The 16,679-nt window shown below is 72.8% G+C and carries 14 protein-coding genes; 12 read left to right on the top strand and 2 right to left on the bottom strand.

Features of this window, described 5'->3' with window-relative positions:
• Nucleotides 1–4: 4 nt before the first annotated feature.
• From DFJ68_RS11615 to DFJ68_RS11590, 6 genes are read left to right on the top strand one after another with little or no spacing between them, the layout of a single operon-like run.
• On the top strand, nt 5–1,771 hold the full coding sequence (locus tag DFJ68_RS11615) for an ABC transporter substrate-binding protein (protein ID WP_121033369.1): 1,767 nt from the start codon (nt 5–7) through the stop codon (nt 1,769–1,771).
• A gap of 3 nt (nt 1,772–1,774) precedes the next feature.
• Nucleotides 1,775–2,731 (top strand): ABC transporter permease, encoded by a 957-nt coding sequence (locus DFJ68_RS11610; protein ID WP_121033367.1) that lies wholly within the window; start codon nt 1,775–1,777, stop codon nt 2,729–2,731.
• Nucleotides 2,728–3,627, top strand: coding sequence for an ABC transporter permease (locus DFJ68_RS11605; protein ID WP_121033365.1), 900 nt, complete (start codon nt 2,728–2,730; stop codon nt 3,625–3,627). The genes DFJ68_RS11610 and DFJ68_RS11605 overlap by 4 nt, the downstream gene beginning before the upstream one ends.
• Nucleotides 3,624–4,688 (top strand): ABC transporter ATP-binding protein, encoded by a 1,065-nt coding sequence (locus tag DFJ68_RS11600; RefSeq protein ID WP_121033363.1) that lies wholly within the window; start codon nt 3,624–3,626, stop codon nt 4,686–4,688. The genes DFJ68_RS11605 and DFJ68_RS11600 overlap by 4 nt, the downstream gene beginning before the upstream one ends.
• On the top strand, nt 4,685–5,815 hold the full coding sequence (locus tag DFJ68_RS11595; protein WP_211333350.1) for an ABC transporter ATP-binding protein: 1,131 nt from the start codon (nt 4,685–4,687) through the stop codon (nt 5,813–5,815). Before DFJ68_RS11600 ends, DFJ68_RS11595 begins: the two co-directional genes overlap by 4 nt.
• Nucleotides 5,812–7,599, top strand: coding sequence for a gamma-glutamyltransferase family protein (locus DFJ68_RS11590; protein ID WP_121033361.1), 1,788 nt, complete (start codon nt 5,812–5,814; stop codon nt 7,597–7,599). Before DFJ68_RS11595 ends, DFJ68_RS11590 begins: the two co-directional genes overlap by 4 nt.
• Nucleotides 7,600–7,606: 7 nt before the next feature.
• On the opposite strand, the gene DFJ68_RS18130 is transcribed toward DFJ68_RS11590, so the two are convergent.
• On the bottom strand, nt 7,607–8,269 hold the full coding sequence (locus DFJ68_RS18130; RefSeq protein WP_170165754.1) for a GntR family transcriptional regulator: 663 nt from the start codon (nt 8,267–8,269) through the stop codon (nt 7,607–7,609).
• 79 nt (nt 8,270–8,348) lie between these two features.
• Between DFJ68_RS18130 and DFJ68_RS11580 the strand changes: the two genes are divergently transcribed.
• The 6 genes from DFJ68_RS11580 to DFJ68_RS11555 all read left to right on the top strand — a co-directional run bounded on the left by DFJ68_RS11580 (nt 8,349) and on the right by DFJ68_RS11555 (nt 15,538).
• Complete coding sequence (locus DFJ68_RS11580) at nt 8,349–10,016, top strand: L-lactate permease (protein ID WP_121033359.1); 1,668 nt, start codon at nt 8,349–8,351, stop codon at nt 10,014–10,016.
• A 201-nt stretch (nt 10,017–10,217) separates the two neighbouring features.
• Entirely contained in the window at nt 10,218–11,582 is a 1,365-nt protein-coding gene (locus DFJ68_RS11575) for an ABC transporter substrate-binding protein (RefSeq protein WP_121033357.1), read from the top strand.
• Nucleotides 11,583–11,622: 40 nt separating this feature from the next.
• Nucleotides 11,623–12,489, top strand: coding sequence for a carbohydrate ABC transporter permease (locus tag DFJ68_RS11570; RefSeq protein WP_170165753.1), 867 nt, complete (start codon nt 11,623–11,625; stop codon nt 12,487–12,489).
• A complete protein-coding gene (locus DFJ68_RS11565) occupies nt 12,486–13,379 on the top strand; it encodes a carbohydrate ABC transporter permease (protein WP_121033353.1) in 894 nt (297 codons plus the stop codon). Before DFJ68_RS11570 ends, DFJ68_RS11565 begins: the two co-directional genes overlap by 4 nt.
• Before the next feature lie 93 nt (nt 13,380–13,472).
• Complete coding sequence (locus DFJ68_RS11560; RefSeq protein WP_121033351.1) at nt 13,473–14,312, top strand: VOC family protein; 840 nt, start codon at nt 13,473–13,475, stop codon at nt 14,310–14,312.
• Between the two features lie 38 nt (nt 14,313–14,350).
• A complete protein-coding gene (locus tag DFJ68_RS11555; protein ID WP_245963606.1) occupies nt 14,351–15,538 on the top strand; it encodes an FAD-dependent oxidoreductase in 1,188 nt (395 codons plus the stop codon).
• Nucleotides 15,539–15,585: 47 nt separating this feature from the next.
• On the opposite strand, the gene DFJ68_RS11550 is transcribed toward DFJ68_RS11555, so the two are convergent.
• Nucleotides 15,586–16,290 carry an ANTAR domain-containing protein gene (locus DFJ68_RS11550; protein WP_121033349.1) on the bottom strand — a complete coding sequence of 235 codons (705 nt, stop codon included), beginning with the start codon at nt 16,288–16,290 and terminating at the stop codon, nt 15,586–15,588.
• Nucleotides 16,291–16,679 lie beyond the last annotated feature (389 nt).

The following is a 16,679-nucleotide window of genomic DNA, read 5'->3' as shown; positions in this document are numbered from 1 at the left end:
GCACATGTCCCGGCACCCCCTCCCCCGTCGCCGCACCGCGCCGTCACCCACGGCCCCCAGCGCCACCTCCACCTCGACCGACGGACCGACGGCCGCCCCGGCATCCGGGGGTCGGCCCCGCTTGGCCCTGCCGCTCACCGCCCTCGCCGCCGTCACCGCCTTGGCGCTGGGCGCCTGCTCCGCGGTGACGCCGACCACCGGCTCGGGGAGCGGGGGCTCCGGCACGGCCGGGGCCGCGGCGGGCCCCGGCGGCGACACCTTCGGCGAGCCCGTCTCGGCCGACCAGGTCAAGCAGGGTGGCACCCTCGTCATGGCCCTGTCGGCCGAGCCCGACCAGCTCGACCCGGCCCTCTCGCGCAGCCTCTACTCGCGCTACGTCTTCCACGCCATGTGCCAGAAGCTCTACGACGTCGACGAGAAGGCGCAGATCGTGCCCCAGCTCGCGACCGCCCTGCCGACGACGAGCTCCGACGGCCTCACCGTCACGATCCCGGTGCGTGAGGGTGTGAAGTTCGCCGACGGCACCGCCTTCGACGCCGCCGCCGTCAAGGCGAGCATCGACCGCGAGCTGACCCTCAAGACCTCGGCCCGCCGCAGCGAGCTGGGCCCGATCACCACGGTCGAGGCGCCCGACGCGACGAAGGTCGTCATCACGCTGTCCAAGCCCTTCGCCCCGCTCGTGGCCGCCCTGACCGACCGCGCCGGGATGATCGTCAGCCCCACCCAGGCCGACAAGCTCGGCGAGGACTTCGCCACCGCCCCCGTGTGCGTCGGCCCGTTCAAGTTCAGCAAGCGCGTGCCGCAGAACTCGATCGAGCTCGTCAAGGACCCGAACTACTACGACGCGAAGAACGTCCACCTCGACGCGATCACCTACCGCATCATCACCGACGCGAGCATCCGCGCGGCGAACCTGCGCTCGGGCGACGTCCAGGTCGCCGACTCCCTGTCGGCGCAGGACGTCCCGACCCTGCAGCAGCAGAGCAACCTCACCGTGCTCTCGTCGCAGTCGCTCGGCTACCAGGGCCTCACGGTCAACATCGGCAACGTCAACGGTGTCGGCTCGCCGACCGGCACCATCGACCGGCCCGAGGCGAAGGACGCCAAGGTGCGTCAGGCCCTCGAGCTCGCCATCGACCGCAAGGGCCTCGTCAAGGTCATCTTCAACGACCTCGCGACGGTGGCCTGCTCGCCCATCTCGCCCTCGACCCAGTTCACCTCCGAGGCCGCGCAGACCTGCACCGAGCACGACCCGGCCAAGGCGAAGGCGCTGCTGCAGGAGGCGGGCGTCAGCACCCCCGTGCAGATCCCGATGATCACGTCGAACAACCCCGACAGCCTGCGCCTGGCCCAGGCGCTGCAGTCGATGGTCAAGGAGGGCGGCTTCGACCTGCAGATCAAGCCGGTCGAGTACGCGACGCTGCTCGACCAGCAGGACCGCGGCGAGTTCTCCCTGCTGCAGCTGGGTTGGTCGGGTCGCATCGACCCCGACGCCAACATCACCAACTTCGTCGGAACGGGCGGCAGCCAGAACGTCGCCGGCTACAGCAGCAAGACCGTCGACGACCTCCTCGCCCAGGCCCGTGAGGAGCAGGACGTCGCGAAGCGCCGGGACCTCTACGGCAAGGTCGTCGAGCAGCTGCACCAGGACGACCCGCTCATCTACCTGTACCGCCAGCGCAACCTCACCGGCGTCTCGAACACCGTCAAGGGCGTCCAGGTCTTCCCGGACGGCGTCATCCGCGTCGGTGCCTCCGGCCTGGCCAAGTGACCGATGCGCCGCTACCTGTGGGGCCGGGCCTGGCAGTCGGCGCTCACCCTCCTGCTGGCGACGGTCGTCGTCTTCATCGGGGTGCGCGCCCTGCCGGGTGACCCGGCCCTCGCCCTCGCGGGGGAGGACCGCAGCCCGGAGGCCCTCGTCGCCATCCGGCAGAAGTACGGGCTCGACCAGTCGGTGCTCGTGCAGTTCTGGACCTTCCTCGGCAACGCCGTCCGCGGCGACCTCGGGACCTCGATCCGCACCGGTCAGCCCGTGCGCGACATGCTCGCCACGGCCCTGCCCGTGACGGTCGAGCTGTCCCTCATCGCCATCGTCATCGCCACCCTGCTCGGCGTGGGCGCCGGCGTCGTCGCCGCGGTGCGGCGCGGACGCCCCGCCGAGTGGGTCGCCAACGCGTTCGCCCTGCTCGGGCTGTCGGTGCCGCACTTCTGGCTCGGCCTCGTCGCGATCCTCTACCTGTCCGTCGCGACCGGGCTGTTCCCGGCATCCGGCTTCGTGCCGCTCGGTGACGGCGTCGTCGACAACCTCTACCACCTCGTCCTGCCGGCACTCATCCTCGGCACCGGGCTGGCGGCGGTCATCATGCGCCAGACCCGCTCGTCGATGCTCGACGCCCTGTCGACCGACTTCGTGCGCACGGCCGAGGCGAAGGGCCTCAAGCCGCGCGTCGTCGTGACCCGCCACGCCCTGCGCAACAGCCTCATCGTCGTCGTGACGATCGTCGGCCTGCAGCTCGGCGGGCTCATCTCGGGGGCGGTCGTCACCGAGCAGATCTTCGGTCTGCCGGGCTTCGGCAAGCTGACCATCGACGCCGTCTTCCAGCGCGACTACCCGGTCATCCAGGCCGTCGTGCTCGTGACGGCCACCTCGTACATCGTCATCAACTTCGTCGTCGACCTGCTCTACTCGGTCATCGACCCCCGCGTCCGGGTCTCCGGGGAGGCAGCATGAGCGTCGACACCGCCCTCGCGTCGCCCGTCACGAGCGGGGCGAGCGAGCCCTCGCAGGGCCCGCGCCGTCGGGTGCTGCGGCGCCTCGCCCGCAACCCCCTCGCCCTCGTCAGTGCGGTCGTGCTCGTCGTGGCGATCCTCGTCGCGCTGCTCGCGCCGGTGCTGGCGCCCTACGCGCCGGAGCAGACCGACTTCGCCAACACGCTGTCGCCGCCCGGCACCCCCGGTCACCTGCTCGGCACCGACGACCTCGGCCGAGACGTGCTCTCCCGCATCATGCTCGGCGTGCGCGCCTCGCTGACGGTCGCCGCCCTGGCGGTGCTCACCGCACTGCTCATCGGCGTGCCGCTCGGCCTCGCCGCCGGCTACTTCCGCGCCGTCGACGGCGTCATCTCGCGCCTCACCGACCTCATGCTCGCCTTCCCCTTCCTCATCCTCGCGGTGGGCCTGGCGGCGATCCGTGGTGCGAGCCTCGGCAACGCGGCGGTGGCCATCGGGGTGGCCCAGATCCCCGGCGTCATCCGGGTCGTGCGCTCGGACACGCTGCGCCTCAAGTCGCTCGACTTCGTCGCGGCCGCGGTCGTCGACGGGGCGAGTGACATGTGGGTGCTGCGCCGGCACGTCCTGCCCAACGCCACGTCGGTGGTGCTGGTGCAGGCCACCGTGGCCATCCCCGCCGCCATCCTGGGCGAGGCGGTCCTGTCGTTCCTCGGGCTCGGTATCCAGCCGCCCGACCCCAGCCTCGGCACGATGCTCGCCAACGCCCAGCAGTTCGCGGCCCGCGCGCCGTGGGCGGCGGTGCTGCCCGGCCTCGTCATCATGGTGCTCGCCCTCGCCTTCAACGTGTTCGGCGACAGCCTGCGCGACGCCCTCGACCCCAAGGGGAGCCGACGATGACCGCCGCCGCGAAGCGCGAGAAGGCAACGGACACAGGTGCGCCCGTCCTCGAGGTGAGCGGGCTGAGCGTCGGGTTCAGCGGCGAGAACGGGCCGGTCAGCGCGGTCGACCACGTCGACCTCACCCTCGGCCGCGGCGAGATCGTCGGCATCGTCGGCGAGTCCGGCTGCGGCAAGAGCGTCACCGCCATGAGCCTCGCCGGCCTCCTGCCGCGCAGCGCCCGGGTCACCGGGTCGGTGCGGCTCGAGGGGGAGGAGCTCGTCGGCGCCACGCCCGCCCGGCTGCGCACCGCGCGGGGCCGCGAGATCGCCTACATCTTCCAGGAGCCGATGACCTCGCTGAACCCCGTGCTGACAGTGGGACGTCAGGTCGGCGAGGTGCTCGAGGTGCACGAGAAGCTGAACCGCAAGCAGGCCCAGGCCCGCGCGGTCGAGCTGCTGCGCCTCGTCGGCATCCCGTCGGCGGCCGAGCGCGTCAAGCACTACCCCCACCAGCTCTCCGGGGGCATGCGCCAGCGCGTCATGATCGCGATGGCGATCGCCTGCGAGCCGCGGGTGCTCGTGGCCGACGAGCCGACGACCGCCCTCGACGTGACGGTGCAGGCCGGCATCCTCGACGTGCTGCGCGGGCTGCGCGACCGGCTCGGCACGAGCATCCTCGTCATCACCCACGACCTCGGCGTCATCGCCGACGTGGCCGACCGCGTCGTCGTCATGTACGCCGGTCGCGTCGTCGAGGACGCTGGGGTCGACGAGCTCTTCGAGCGACCCCAGCACCACTACACCGCAGGCCTGCTCACGGCGTCACCGACACCGGGGCGCCACGCCGGCACCCACCGGCTGCGAGAGATCCCCGGCCTCGTGCCGACCCTGCGCGAGCAGCCCGACGCCTGCACCTTCGCCGACCGCTGCGCCGCCGCCGACCAGCGCTGCCGCACGTCGGCGCCGCCGCTCGCCGCGGCCCCCGTGGGGGTCGGGGTCAACGGTGGCGCCGGCCACCGGGTCGCGTGCTGGCACCCGAGGGGCGACCTCGGGCGCCCCGCCCAGGAGGAGATCGCATGACGACCCAGACCCGGATGCCGGTCGCCACCGAGGGGGCGCCGCCCGCCCTCGAGCTCGACGACCTCGTCATGCACTTCGGCCCGGTGCGGGCCGTCGACGGGGTGTCGCTGACCATCCGCCCCGGGCAGGTCACGGCCCTCGTCGGCGAGAGCGGCTCGGGCAAGTCGACCGTGGGCCGCTGCGTCGTGCGGCTGCTCGAGCCCACCTCCGGCTCGGTGCGCCTCACCGGGACCGACGTCACGTCGCTGTCGCGCGCCCGGCTGCGCCCGCACCGCCGCGCCGTCTCCATCGTCTTCCAGGACCCGGCCGGCTCGCTCGACCCGCGGATGCTCGTGGGTGAGGTCGTCGGTGAGCCGCTGCGCCTGCTCGGCGGGCGCCTCGGGCGGGCCGAGCGCGAGCGGCGGGTCGCCGAGGGCCTCGAGCGGGTGGGGCTGCGGCCCGAGGTGGCCCGCCGCTACCCGCACGAGCTCTCGGGTGGGCAGCGCCAGCGCGTCAGCATCGCCCGCGCCCTCATGTCGGAGCCGTCGCTGCTCGTCGCCGACGAGCCGACCAGCGCCCTCGACGTGTCGGTGCAGGCGAGCGTGCTCAACCTGCTCGCCGACCTGCAGCGCGACATCGGTTTCGCGTGCCTCTTCATCACGCACGACCTCGCGGCGGTCGAGTACCTCGCCGACGACATCGCCGTGATGTACCTCGGCCAGCTCGTCGAGCAGGGTTCTCGCGCCGAGCTGTTCGCGCAACCCAAGCACCCGTACACGCAGGCCCTGCTGGCGGCGGCGCCCGTCGCCGACCCCGTGCGCCAGCGGGCCCGCACCCGGGTGCTGCTCGGCGACGACCTGCCGTCCGCCCTCGACCCGCCGCCCGGCTGCCGGTTCCACACCCGCTGCCCCGTCGCCGTCGAGCGCTGCTCGACCGAGGTCCCGGCGCTGCGTCACGCCGGCGGCGGCACCGTGGCCTGCCACCTCGTCGCCGACGACGGCACCGGCCCGGACGTGCGCGTGGGCGGCACGGTGACTCCCGCCGCCCTCACCCCGACCGTGACCCTGCACGACACGCAGGCCGACACCCGGACCGAAACCCAGACCGAAACCCAGACCGAAACGCAGCACCCGAGGAGCAGCGAATGACCTTCACCACCCGACCGACCCTCGAGGGGACCTTCGGGATGGTGTCGGCGACCCACTGGGTGGCCTCCCAGTCAGCGATGCGGATGCTCGAGCTCGGCGGCAACGCCTTCGACGCGGCCGTCGCGGCCGGGTTCGTCCTGCACGTCGTCGAGCCCCACCTCAACGGCCCGGGCGGCGACCTGCCCGCCATCGTCTGCACCGCGGAGGACCCCACGCCGCGCGTGCTCTGCGGGCAGGGCCCGGCCCCGGCCGGCGCGACCATCGAGCACTACCGGGGGGAGGGGTTCGAGCTCGTCCCGGGGTCGGGGCCCCTCGCCGCGGCCGTGCCCGGCGCCGTGGACGCGTGGCTGCTACTGCTGCGCGACCACGGCACCCGCACCCTCGCCGAGGTGCTCGAGCCCGCCATCGGCTACGCGCGCCACGGCGTGCCCGTCCTCGAGCGGGTGTGCACGACCATCGGCCTCGTCCGCGACCTCTTCGTTGACGACTGGACCACCTCCGCCGACCTGTGGCTGCGGGACGGTCAGCCCCCGGCGCCGGGCTCGCTCGTCACCAACCCCCGCTGGGCCGACACCCTCGAGCGCCTCGTCGCCGAGGCGACCGCAGCCGGTGGCGCCCGGGCGACACAGGTCGAGGCGGCCCGTCGCGCGTGGTCGCAGGGCTTCGTCGCCGAGGCGGTCGACGCCTTCTCGCGCCAGCCGTTCCGCGACTCGAGCGGCGAGCGCCACGCCGGTCTCGTCACGGGCGACGACATGGCCGCGTTCTCGGCGACGTGGGAGGACACCGTCTCGGTGCCGTGGCAGGGCCACGAGATCGCCAAGACCGCGGCCTGGGGGCAGGGCCCGGCCCTGCTGCAGACGCTTCGCGGGCTCGACGCCCTCGGTGACCCGGCCCATCTCGACCCGGCCGGCGTCGACGGCATCCACGCCATCACCGAGACGATGAAGCTCGCCTACGCCGACCGAGAGGCCTGGTACGGCGACGTCGAGGTGCCCCTCGACACCCTCCTGTCGGAGCAGTACGCCCGCGAGCGCGCCGCGCTCGTCGGCGAGCGAGCCTCCCTCGAGGTGCGGCCCGGCTCACCGGACGGCCGGGAGCCGCGCATTGCCGCCTACCTGCGCGCGGGTGGGGGAGCCGACCGGCCCATCGCCGACGCCACGCTCGGTGAGCCGACGGTCGACCGGCGGGGCGAGACCCGCGGCGACACGTGCCACGTCGACGTCGTCGACCGCTGGGGCAACATGGTGTCGGCGACCCCGAGCGGCGGCTGGCTGCAGAGCTCGCCGACCGTGCCCGAGCTGGGCTTCTGCCTCGGCAGCCGCATGCAGATGTTCTGGCTCGAGGAGGGGCTCGCATCCTCGCTCGCGCCCGGCCGTCGCCCGCGCACGACCCTCACCCCGACCATGGTGCTGCGCGACGGCGCCCCCGTCATGGCCTGCGGGTCGCCCGGCGGCGACCAGCAGGACCAGTGGCAGCTGCTCTTCCTGCTGCGGACCCTCGTGCACGGGCAGTCGATCCAGGAGGCCATCGACGCCCCCTCCTGGCACACCAACGCCTTCCCCGGCTCGTTCTGGCCGCGTGCCGTCGAGCCGGGGGTCCTCATCGTCGAGGACCGCATCGGTGACGACGTCGTGCAGGGCCTGCGCCGGCGCGGCCACGAGGTGCGCCTCGGCGACCCGTGGAGCGAGGGCCGCCTGTGCGCCGTCACGCGCGACCCCGACAGCGGCGTGCTGCGGGCCGGCGCCAACCCGCGGGGCATGCAGGGCTATGCGGTCGGGCGCTGAGCCCGGCTCAGTCGGCGGCCGCGAGGTTCTCGAGCGCGGCTGCGGTCGCCGCGGCCACGTGGGCGTGCGCCGCCGCCTCCGCGGCGTCGCCGTCGCCGGAGGCGATCGCGTCGACGAGGTGCGTGTGCTCGGACCACGAGTGCGGCGCCCGGTGGGACGCGGTGATGCGGAAGATCCAGTGCACGTGCAGGTACACGGCGGCCGAGATCGTGCTGAGCCACCGGTTGCCGCTGATGTCGATGATGCTCATGTGCAGGTCGCTGTTGAGCTCGGCCACGCGCGAGAAGTCGGCGGCGTCGGTGGCCCGCCGGGCGGCATCCACGAGGTCGCGCAGCCGCGTGACGTCCTGCGGGGTGGCCCGTTCGGCGGCCAGCCGGGCGGCGACCGCCTCGAGCCCGGCGCGCACCGCGAACAGGTCGGCCACGGCCTTCGGGTCGGGGGTCGCGACGACCGCGCCCCGACGCGGCGCCATCGTCACGAGACCGTCGGCCTCGACGACGCGCAGCGCCTCCCGCACGGGGTTGCGCGAGACGCCGAAGTCGGCGGCGAGGCGGTCCTCGGTGAGCCGCTCGCCCGGCGGGTAGTCGCCGTCGACGATGCGCCGACGCAGCTCGGCGAGCACCTGGTCGCGCAGCCCGAGGTGCGCGCTGCCGATCGTCTGAGACTCCACGCCCCGACCCCCTTTTGACGCGTCCCCGGCCTGCCCGGGACGCCTGTCGTGACCCCGACCGTATACGAAAGACAATCGCGTGCCACCGGCTTCAACCCCTTCCGTCCTCGACTGGGCGCTCGCCGTCAGCCCCGTCGTGCTCCTGCTCGCCCTCGTGCTGTGGGGGCGCCTGTCGATGCTCGTCAACGCCGGCCTCACGGTGCTCTACGCCGTCGCGCTCGCCGTGCTCGTCTTCGGCGCGGGCGGGCTGACGGTCGCCGTCGGTCTCGGCAAGGGCGCCTGGGTCGGGGTCTGGATCCTCTACGTCATCGGGCCGGCGCTGCTCATGCACCACCTCGCCACCCGCATCGGCATGACCTCGCTCGGCCGGGCCCTCGGGCGGCTGCTGCCCACCCGCACCGAGAACGTCCTGCTGCTGGCCTGGGTGCTGCCCTCGTTCATCCAGGGCGTCTCCGGCTTCGGCACGCCCATCGCGGTCGCGGCGCCGCTGCTCGTCGCGCTCGGCGTCGGCGTGGTGCGCGCCGTCGCCCTGCCGCTCGTCGGCTACCACTGGGCCGTCGGGTTCGGGTCGATGGGCTCGTCGTTCTACATGGGCTCGCTCACCGCCCACCTCGACGCCGCCGACACGCACGAGTACGCCGTAGCCGCCAGCGTGCTGCTCGGTCTCAACTGCCTCGTCGGCGGCGTGCTCGTGGCCCTGATGACCGGGGGCCTGAAGGCCCTGCGCGAGTCGTGGCTGACGCTGGTCGTCGTCGGCCTCTCGATGGCCCTCACGCAGGCCGGTGTCGCGCAGGTCGAGCCGGGCATCGCCGCCCTGTGCGGCGGGGCCGCCGGCATCGCCGCCGTCTTCGTGCTGCGCGCGCTCCGTGGCGTCCGGGCCCGTTCCCGCGCCGACCGGATGCCGGTGGGTCACACCTCGGGCGGGCTCGCCTCCGGGTTGTCGGCCGACGTCGACGCAGCTGTCGAGCCGGTCGAGCCGGTCGAGTCGGACGAGTCCGACGAGCGCAGCCGCGCGTGGGCGGCGGCGGTGCCCTACGCCCTGCTCGCCGTCGTCGCGCTCGCCGTTTACCTGCCGCCGGGCCTGCGGGCGTGGGCCAAGACGCACCTGCTGCTGGGGCCGTCGTTCCCGCGGACGACGACGGGGCAGGGAGTGGCCAACCCGGCATCCGCGCCCTACAACCCGATCGCCCTGCTCGGGCACCCGGGCACCTTCCTGCTCGTGGCGAGCCTGCTCAGCGTGCTCGTCTGGCGGCTGCGGGGGCGGTGGCCGAAGCGGTCGTGGGGGCCGGTGGCCGTGGCCACCCTCAAGCAGTTCCGCAAGTCGTCGGTGTCCGTGCTGCTGCTCGCGTCGGTCGCCGGGGTGCTCGTCGACAGCGGCATGGTGACGACCGTGGCGCAGGGCGCGGCGGCGGCCACCGGCTCGGCGTACCCGGCCATCGCGCCGCTCGTCGGGGCGCTGGGCTCGTTCATCACGGGGTCGACGACGAGCTCGAACGCGCTGTTCTCCGCGCTGCAGGTGCAGGTGGCCGACCTCGTCGGCGCCCCCCGCGCGGTGCTGCTGGCCGGTCAGCTGGCGGGCGGCAACATCGGCAACTCGCTCGCGCCCGTCGTCATGGTGCTCGGGCTCACCGCCGTCGGCGGCGACCGCTCGGCGACCGGTCGGGTGCTGCGGGCGACGCTGCTGCCGGCGGCCGTGCTCATGGCGGTGACGGTCACGACGACGGTCGCCCTCGACCTGCTCCTCTGACGGTGGGGTGGCCGGCTGCGTCGGGAGGTGCCCGATGCGTGACGAACGCACACTTCGTCACGGTGCGGTCACATTGGTGAACCATGCGCTGCTCGCCGGGAAAGTGCACCGAGGGTTGGGTAGGTCTTGCTCCTACGTCGGGACGTCCCTGCACCGGAGCAGGCGGCCGCAGCGGCGTGACCCCAGCCTCCAGGAGCCACGATGACCGCTCGACCGACACCCCGCGCCACCCCGAGCCACCGCCGGCCGGGTCGCCGCCCCCTCGCCCTGGCTCTCGCCGTCGCCGCCACGGTGACCGCGGGAGCCTGTGGCGCCGGCTCCGAGGTGGGGGCGTCCCCCTCGGCGTCGGCGGTCGCGTGCGAGATCACCGCACCGACCAGCGCGACGACCGTCAACATCCTCGCCTACAACAGCGCGGCCACCGACCCCTTCACGAACGTGCTCACCTCGGCCTGCAGGTCCGACACCCTGACGCTCAACCACCCCGCCACCGACCTCACGGGGCAGAAGCAGCGGGCGGTGCAGTCGCTGTCGGGCTCAAGTGCGAGCTACGACCTCGTCGAGCAGTTCGGCACCGTCTACCCGCTCTACGCCGACCGCGGATGGACCGTCCCCCTCGACGACTACATGACGAAGTACTCCTCCACGTTCGCCCTCGACAAGCTCGACCCCACGCTGCTGGCGGCGCACAGCTACGACGGCAAGCAGTTCGGCCTCCCGACGTACTGGAGCGTCAACCAGCTCGTCTACCGCAAGGACGTCTTCGACAAGCTCGGCCTGAAGCCGCCGACGACGTTCGAGGAGATGCGGCAGGCGGCCAAGAAGATCCAGGACGCCGGCGAGATCAGGTACCCCCTCGCCATCCCGATGGCCCCGGCCAACGACATCCAGGGACTCTTCGGCCAGACCATCCGCTCGCTCGGCGGTGACTACTTCGAGGCCGGCAAGCCCGTGCCCGCCATCGACACCGCAGCCGGCCGCGAGGCGGTCACCGAGCTGAAGAGCCTGCTGCCGTACATGTCGCCGCAGACCCTGAGCTTCTCCTCACCCGAGGTGACGACCCAGCTGCAGACCGGCCAGGCCGCCATGGGGATGCTCGTCACCGGGCGGCTGTCGCCGCTCGTGGATGCCGCGAAGTCTCCGCAGGCGGGCAACTTCGCCTTCGCGACCCCTCCTGCCGTCAAGAGCGGCGGCAAGCCGCTGTCGTTCGTGTCGGTCGACGGGTTCGCGGTGGCGAAGAACTCGAAGGTCGACCCCGACCTGCTGTTCCAGCTGGCGGCCGTCGCCACGAGCGAGCAGGCGGGCAGGTCGGCGCTGCCGAACGCCCTCCCGGCCCGTCTCGACCTCATCGACACGAGCGCGATCCCGTTCGCGGCCAACGCCCAGGAGGTGCTGGCCACCGGTCCCAAGCCGCTCAACCCGGTGCCGTACATCGCCGACGTGTACAGCGTGATCGGCGCGCCGATCGGGGATGCCGTGTCGGGCAAGCAGAGCGTCGAGGCCGCGTTGGCAGAGGCGCAGTCCACCGCCGTGGAGGCCATCGCCAACGCCGGCTACGCGCAGTGACGCCGGCGCCCGGCGGCCCGGCGCTGCGGTCCTCCGACTGATGCGCACCCGCACCTTCGTCGCCCTGTCGGGGCCGGCCATCGCGTTGATGGTCGCCCTGCTCGTCGTGCCCCTCGTGGCCACGGTGCGCTGGAGCTTCCAGAACGTCCCGGTGGGGCAGCCGGGCGTCTTCAACGGCCTCGACAACTACCGCGAGCTGTTGAGCAGCCCTCGCTTCGGCGAGGCCGCCTTGTTCACCGTGGGGTTCGCCGTCGTCGTGACCGTGCTCAAGGTCGTGCTCGGCTACCTCGTGGCGCTGGTGCTCGACCGGGCCCGGTACGGGAGGGCCATCTTCCTCGGCGTCCTGCTCGCCACGTACGTCGTGCCCACGGTCGTCGGGGCGCTCGACTTCTCGTGGCTGTTCAACGACGTGTTCGGGGGACCGGTCAACCGCCTCCTCGAGCTGGCCGGCATCCGCATCGACTGGCTCGTCAGCGAGTGGCCGGCGCGGGCACTGCTGACGATGCACATGCTCTGGCACGAGATCCCGTTCGCGGTGCTCATCTTCTACGCCGGGTTGCAAGGCCTGCCCGACGAGCCGCTCGAGGCGGCGTCGCTCGACGGCGCGAGCTGGTGGCAGAAGCAGCGCTACGTCGTCATCCCGGCGCTGGGGCGGCTCGTGTCGTTCGTCTGCGTCATCAGCATCATGGACTCGCTCAAGGTGTTCGACTCCATCCGCATCATCACGCCGGCGGCCTCACAGCTCGGGACGGAGTCGCTCATGACCTACGTGTTCCAGATCGCCCTCAACGACTCGTACCGACTCGGGATCGGCAGTGCCGTCAACCTGCTCACCATCGTCGTGACGCTCGTGCTGCTGCTGCCCTTCCTCCGGTCGACGTGGCGCGACGCGCGGGGGCTGTCGTGAGCACGGCGCCGGCACGGCCGGTGGGCGGCCCGGCGCGGGGCGCGGGTTCGCGGGTCGCGCGCGAGGGGCGTGGTTCCGGGGGCTCGTGGTGGGCGTTCTGGGTGATGTGCCTCATCGCGGTGGTCATGATGACGCCGTTCCTCTGGGCCGGGCTCACGGCGCTGAAGCCGTTCGCGCAGGCCTTTCAGAACCCACCCGTCTGGGCCTTCACGCCGCAGCTCGACGCCTTCAGCGACCTGTGGCGTCGCACGACTTTCGCCGAGGTGCTCGCCAACACGGCCCTGGTAGCCGTCCTGTCCGTCGTCGTCAGCCTCGCCGTCGGCGCACCCGCGGCCTACGCCTTCGCGCGCTACCGCGGCCGCATCGGCCCGATCCTGCTCGTGCTCGCCCTCGTGTTCCGGTCGCTGCCGCGGTTCGCCGTCGTGCTGCCGTTCTACGAGGCCTCGCGGGCGGTCGGCATCTACGACACGAACGTCGCCCTCGTCATCGCCTTCGTGGCCGTCAACATGCCGTTCATGCTGCTGCTGCTGACCGGTTTCTTCCGCGAGCTGCCCGAAGAGCTCGACGAGTCGGCGATGGTCGACGGCTGCACCCGCCTGCAGGCCTTCTGGCGTGTCATCGTGCCGCTGAGTGCCCCGGGCCTCATCACCGCAGGCCTGTTCGCGTTCCTGCTCGCCTTCCAGGAGTACCTCGTCGCCCTGACCCTGACGCAGAACGACGCCGTCACCATCCCGGTGTTCGTCGCCGCCCAGTCGGGCGCCGACGACGTGACGACCTTCCAGCTGCTCGCCGCGTGCAGCCTGGCCCTCGCCGTGCCGATCGTGCTCATCACCATCCTCGCCCGCCGGTACTTCGTGGCCGGGCTCGCCGGGGGCGCCGTGAAGGGCTGACCAAGTGGGGCCGGGTACCGGTGTCGGCGTCGGTGTCGGTGTCGAGCCCTACCCTCGGACCGTCAGCGCAGCCGAGGGTCCTGGGAGCAGCAGATGAGCGAGCCACGCACCTACCCCACCGGGGTGCCGTCCTGGGTCGACCTCGACGCGGGTGACGTCGACGCCGCGACCGCGTTCTACGGCGGGCTCTTCGGCTGGACGTCCACCGACGTCATGCCCCCGGGCCTGCCGCAGCGCTACGTCATCGCGCAGCTGGACGGTCGCGACGTCGCCGCCGTGGGCGGGCCGAGCGCTCCCGGTGCGACGGGTGCCGACACGGCGACGTGGAACACCTACGTCGCCGTCGACGACGCGGATGCCGCGGCCGCCGCGGTCGAGCGCGCTGGCGGCACCGTGGTCGAGCCACCCGCCGACGCGGGGGAGGGCGGACGCTCGGTGCTGTGCCGCGACCCGGAGGGCGCGCCCTTCCGGTTGTGGCAGGCACGTCGGCGGTTGGGCGCCCAGGCCGTCAACGAGCCGGGGGCCTGGAACTTCAGCGACCTCCACGCCGCCGACCCCGACACCGCCGCGCGGTTCTACACCGAGGTCTTCGGATGGGTCGTCGACGACGTCGGGTCCGCCACCATCGTGCGTCGACCCGGGTACGGCGACCACCTCGCCGCGACGGTCGACCCCGGCATCCACCACCGTCAGGACGGTATCCAGGCGCCGCCGGGCTTCGCCGACGGCATCGCCTGGCTGGCCCGGGCGGAGGATGGTGAGCGACCGCACTGGCACGTGACCTTCGCGGTCGCCGATCGTGACGAGGTGGCGTCGACGGCCGAGCGACTCGGCGCGACCGTGCTCGACCGCGCGGAGACCGACTGGACGCGAACCGCCGTGGTGCGCGACCCGCAGGGCGCGGTGCTGACCGTCAGCCAGTTCCTGCTGTGAACGACCCGACCGCTCCCTCGCGCACCGTCCCCCGGAGCGTGCCCGACACCCTCCCCGACGACCTGCCCGACAGGGCGGACGTCGTGGTCGTCGGCGCCGGGCTCATGGGCGCCGCGACGGCGTGGCAGCTCGCTGCGCGCGGGGTCGACGCCGTCGTGGTCGAGCAGGACGAGCCGGCGAGCGTGCACGGCAGCTCGCACGGCTCGGCCCGCATCGTGCGGCGCGCCTACGCGCAGGACGACTACGTCGCGCTCACCGGCGACGCGTTCGAGCTCTGGAGCGAGCTCGAGCGGCAGTCGGGGCGTGCGCTGGTGCGGCTCACCGGCGGCATCGACCACGGGCCCGCCCGCGACCCCGCCGGCATCCGCCAGGCCCTCGACCGGGCCGGTCTGGCGACCGAGCTGCTCGTGGCCGCCGCAGCCGAGGAGCGTTGGCCTGGAATGCGTTTCGCCGGCCCGGTGCTCTACCAGGCGCAGGCGGGCACCGTCGACGCAGAGCAGGCCGTGCACGCCTACCTCGACGTCGCGCGTCGAGCCGGGGTGCGGCTCGTCACCGGCACCGAGGTGCTGGGCATCGACCCGGGTCGCGCCGACACCGACGACACCGTCGTGCGGACGAGTGCGGGCGACGTCTCCTGCCGCCGGGTCGTCGTCGCAGCGGGTGCATGGTGCGCAGACCTGCTCGGCGGGGCCGTGGGACTGCCGCCGCTGCGCGTCACCGAGCACCGCGTCTTCCACTTCCCGCGCCTCGACGAGAGCCTCGTCTGGCCGGTCACGATCCACCTCGACGACCTCGACGTCTACCACCTGCCGGGGGGCCGCGACGGGGGCCTCGGTGACGCCCGCAAGGTGGCCGAGCACGTGGGTCGGCCCTCCGACGCGCGCCATCGTGACTCCGCCGTCGACGTCGCCGCGCGAGAGCGCATCGTGCGCTACGTCGAGCGCTGGCTGCCGGGGCTCGTGCCGGAGCCGTTCGCCGAGGCGACCTGTCTCTACACGACGACGCCGAGCGAGGACTTCGTCGTCGACCGCGTCGGCGGAGTCGTCGTCGTGTCGGCGTGCTCGGGTCACGGCGCCAAGCTCTCGCCGGTGGTCGGGCGATGCGCCGCCGAGCTCGCCACCTCGGCCGCGCCGGCGTATCCCCGCTTCGCCCTCGCGGCCCATTCCGCGAGTCCGGCCGCCACCATCCGTGTCGGCGGGGAGCCTCAGGGGCGTCGCACCCGGTGATGGGTGGTCGCACGATGGGGTAGCCCGCGAGGGCGCCTCGCTGCCCCCTAGAGCCCGGGCGGGTCTGCGAGGTCGGTGAGGAGGGCCGCGAACACGGCTGAAGTCGTTCCGGCCCGCTCTGATGCGTCGGCCAGTCGGGCCTGAGCCTGCTCGATGGAGATGTCGTAGCGGCCGCTGATCATCCAGACGGCACGCTCGATGATCTCGCGCTCGGCCAGCCGCTCCGGGGTGACCTGCGCCTGCTGACGACTCTGGAAGGCGAGGTCGGCGTTGTGGGTGACACCCTGGGGCCACGATCCCAACGCTGCCGCCAAGCGGTCGGCCTGACCTCGGAACGAGTCCGCCCGCAGCCCGTACAGATTGATGCTGGCGACCACGCTTCCGGTGTCATCGGCGATCGGCAGTGACAACGTGGACCGGACTCCGACCGCGGCGCCGGCCTCGGCGAACAGACGCCACCGATCCTCATCGAGGGCAGACATGACGGTTTCGCGGGCTTGGCCGTCGTGCACGGTCTCCACGCACGGGCCCGCATCGAGGTACTGCACTGCATCCAGTGCCGCAGCCACCTCGGGCACCGCCTCGTAGGTGAAGGTCAGACCCTCGGCGATCATCGTGAAGCTGACACCCACCAGGTCTGGCACGACCGCCAGCACGGCGTCGATCCATCCACGGATGTGAGGCTCGAGGTCGAACTCCTCGTACCGAACGAGGTCAATGAACGCTCGACGGGTCTCCGGGATGGGCTCCACAGCTGTACACGCACCTTTCACCTTCGCCACCGGGCTCGGACGAGCTGACCGCGCCGGCTCCAGCCGGACCGGTCAGCTTCTTCGGGGGCCGGATCACGACGCCGGTCGTCGCGTCCCTGGCGTCCGTCAACGCCCACATCCATCGACTCACCGTCTTCGGGCGACCCTCAACCGGGTTGCGACCTCACTCGGGGTCAGCAGGCATCGCCCGGGTTCCGGCCCGGCACTGCCGTCGTGACAGTCCGGCTCTGACGACGGTGCGACAGGAGGGCGGGGTGTACCGCAAGGGACGGGGTCTGGTGAAGGTGACATGAGTCCCTCAGCCGGGTGGATCAGCAGCGGAGCGCTCGTGGTTTGAACGACTGTGCTGCCGGCGTCAGTATGACCCA

It is taken from the genome of Terracoccus luteus (assembly GCF_003635045.1).
GTDB classification, from domain to species: domain Bacteria; phylum Actinomycetota; class Actinomycetes; order Actinomycetales; family Dermatophilaceae; genus Terracoccus; species Terracoccus luteus.
Note: the sequence above shows the minus strand (reverse complement) of the source record. Positions and strands in the feature narration are given on the sequence as shown.

Excerpts from the sequence above, each read along its gene's own strand:
- DFJ68_RS11615 (WP_121033369.1), top strand. The coding sequence starts at position 5 with ATGTCCCGGCACCCCCTCCCCCGTCGCCGCACCGCGCCGTCACCCACG.
- DFJ68_RS11610 (WP_121033367.1), top strand. The coding sequence starts at position 1,775 with ATGCGCCGCTACCTGTGGGGCCGGGCCTGGCAGTCGGCGCTCACCCTC.
- DFJ68_RS11605 (WP_121033365.1), top strand. The coding sequence starts at position 2,728 with ATGAGCGTCGACACCGCCCTCGCGTCGCCCGTCACGAGCGGGGCGAGC.
- DFJ68_RS11600 (WP_121033363.1), top strand. The coding sequence starts at position 3,624 with ATGACCGCCGCCGCGAAGCGCGAGAAGGCAACGGACACAGGTGCGCCC.
- DFJ68_RS11595 (WP_211333350.1), top strand. The coding sequence starts at position 4,685 with ATGACGACCCAGACCCGGATGCCGGTCGCCACCGAGGGGGCGCCGCCC.
- DFJ68_RS11590 (WP_121033361.1), top strand. The coding sequence starts at position 5,812 with ATGACCTTCACCACCCGACCGACCCTCGAGGGGACCTTCGGGATGGTG.
- DFJ68_RS11575 (WP_121033357.1), top strand. The coding sequence starts at position 10,218 with ATGACCGCTCGACCGACACCCCGCGCCACCCCGAGCCACCGCCGGCCG.
- DFJ68_RS11570 (WP_170165753.1), top strand. The coding sequence starts at position 11,623 with ATGCGCACCCGCACCTTCGTCGCCCTGTCGGGGCCGGCCATCGCGTTG.
- DFJ68_RS11560 (WP_121033351.1), top strand. The coding sequence starts at position 13,473 with ATGAGCGAGCCACGCACCTACCCCACCGGGGTGCCGTCCTGGGTCGAC.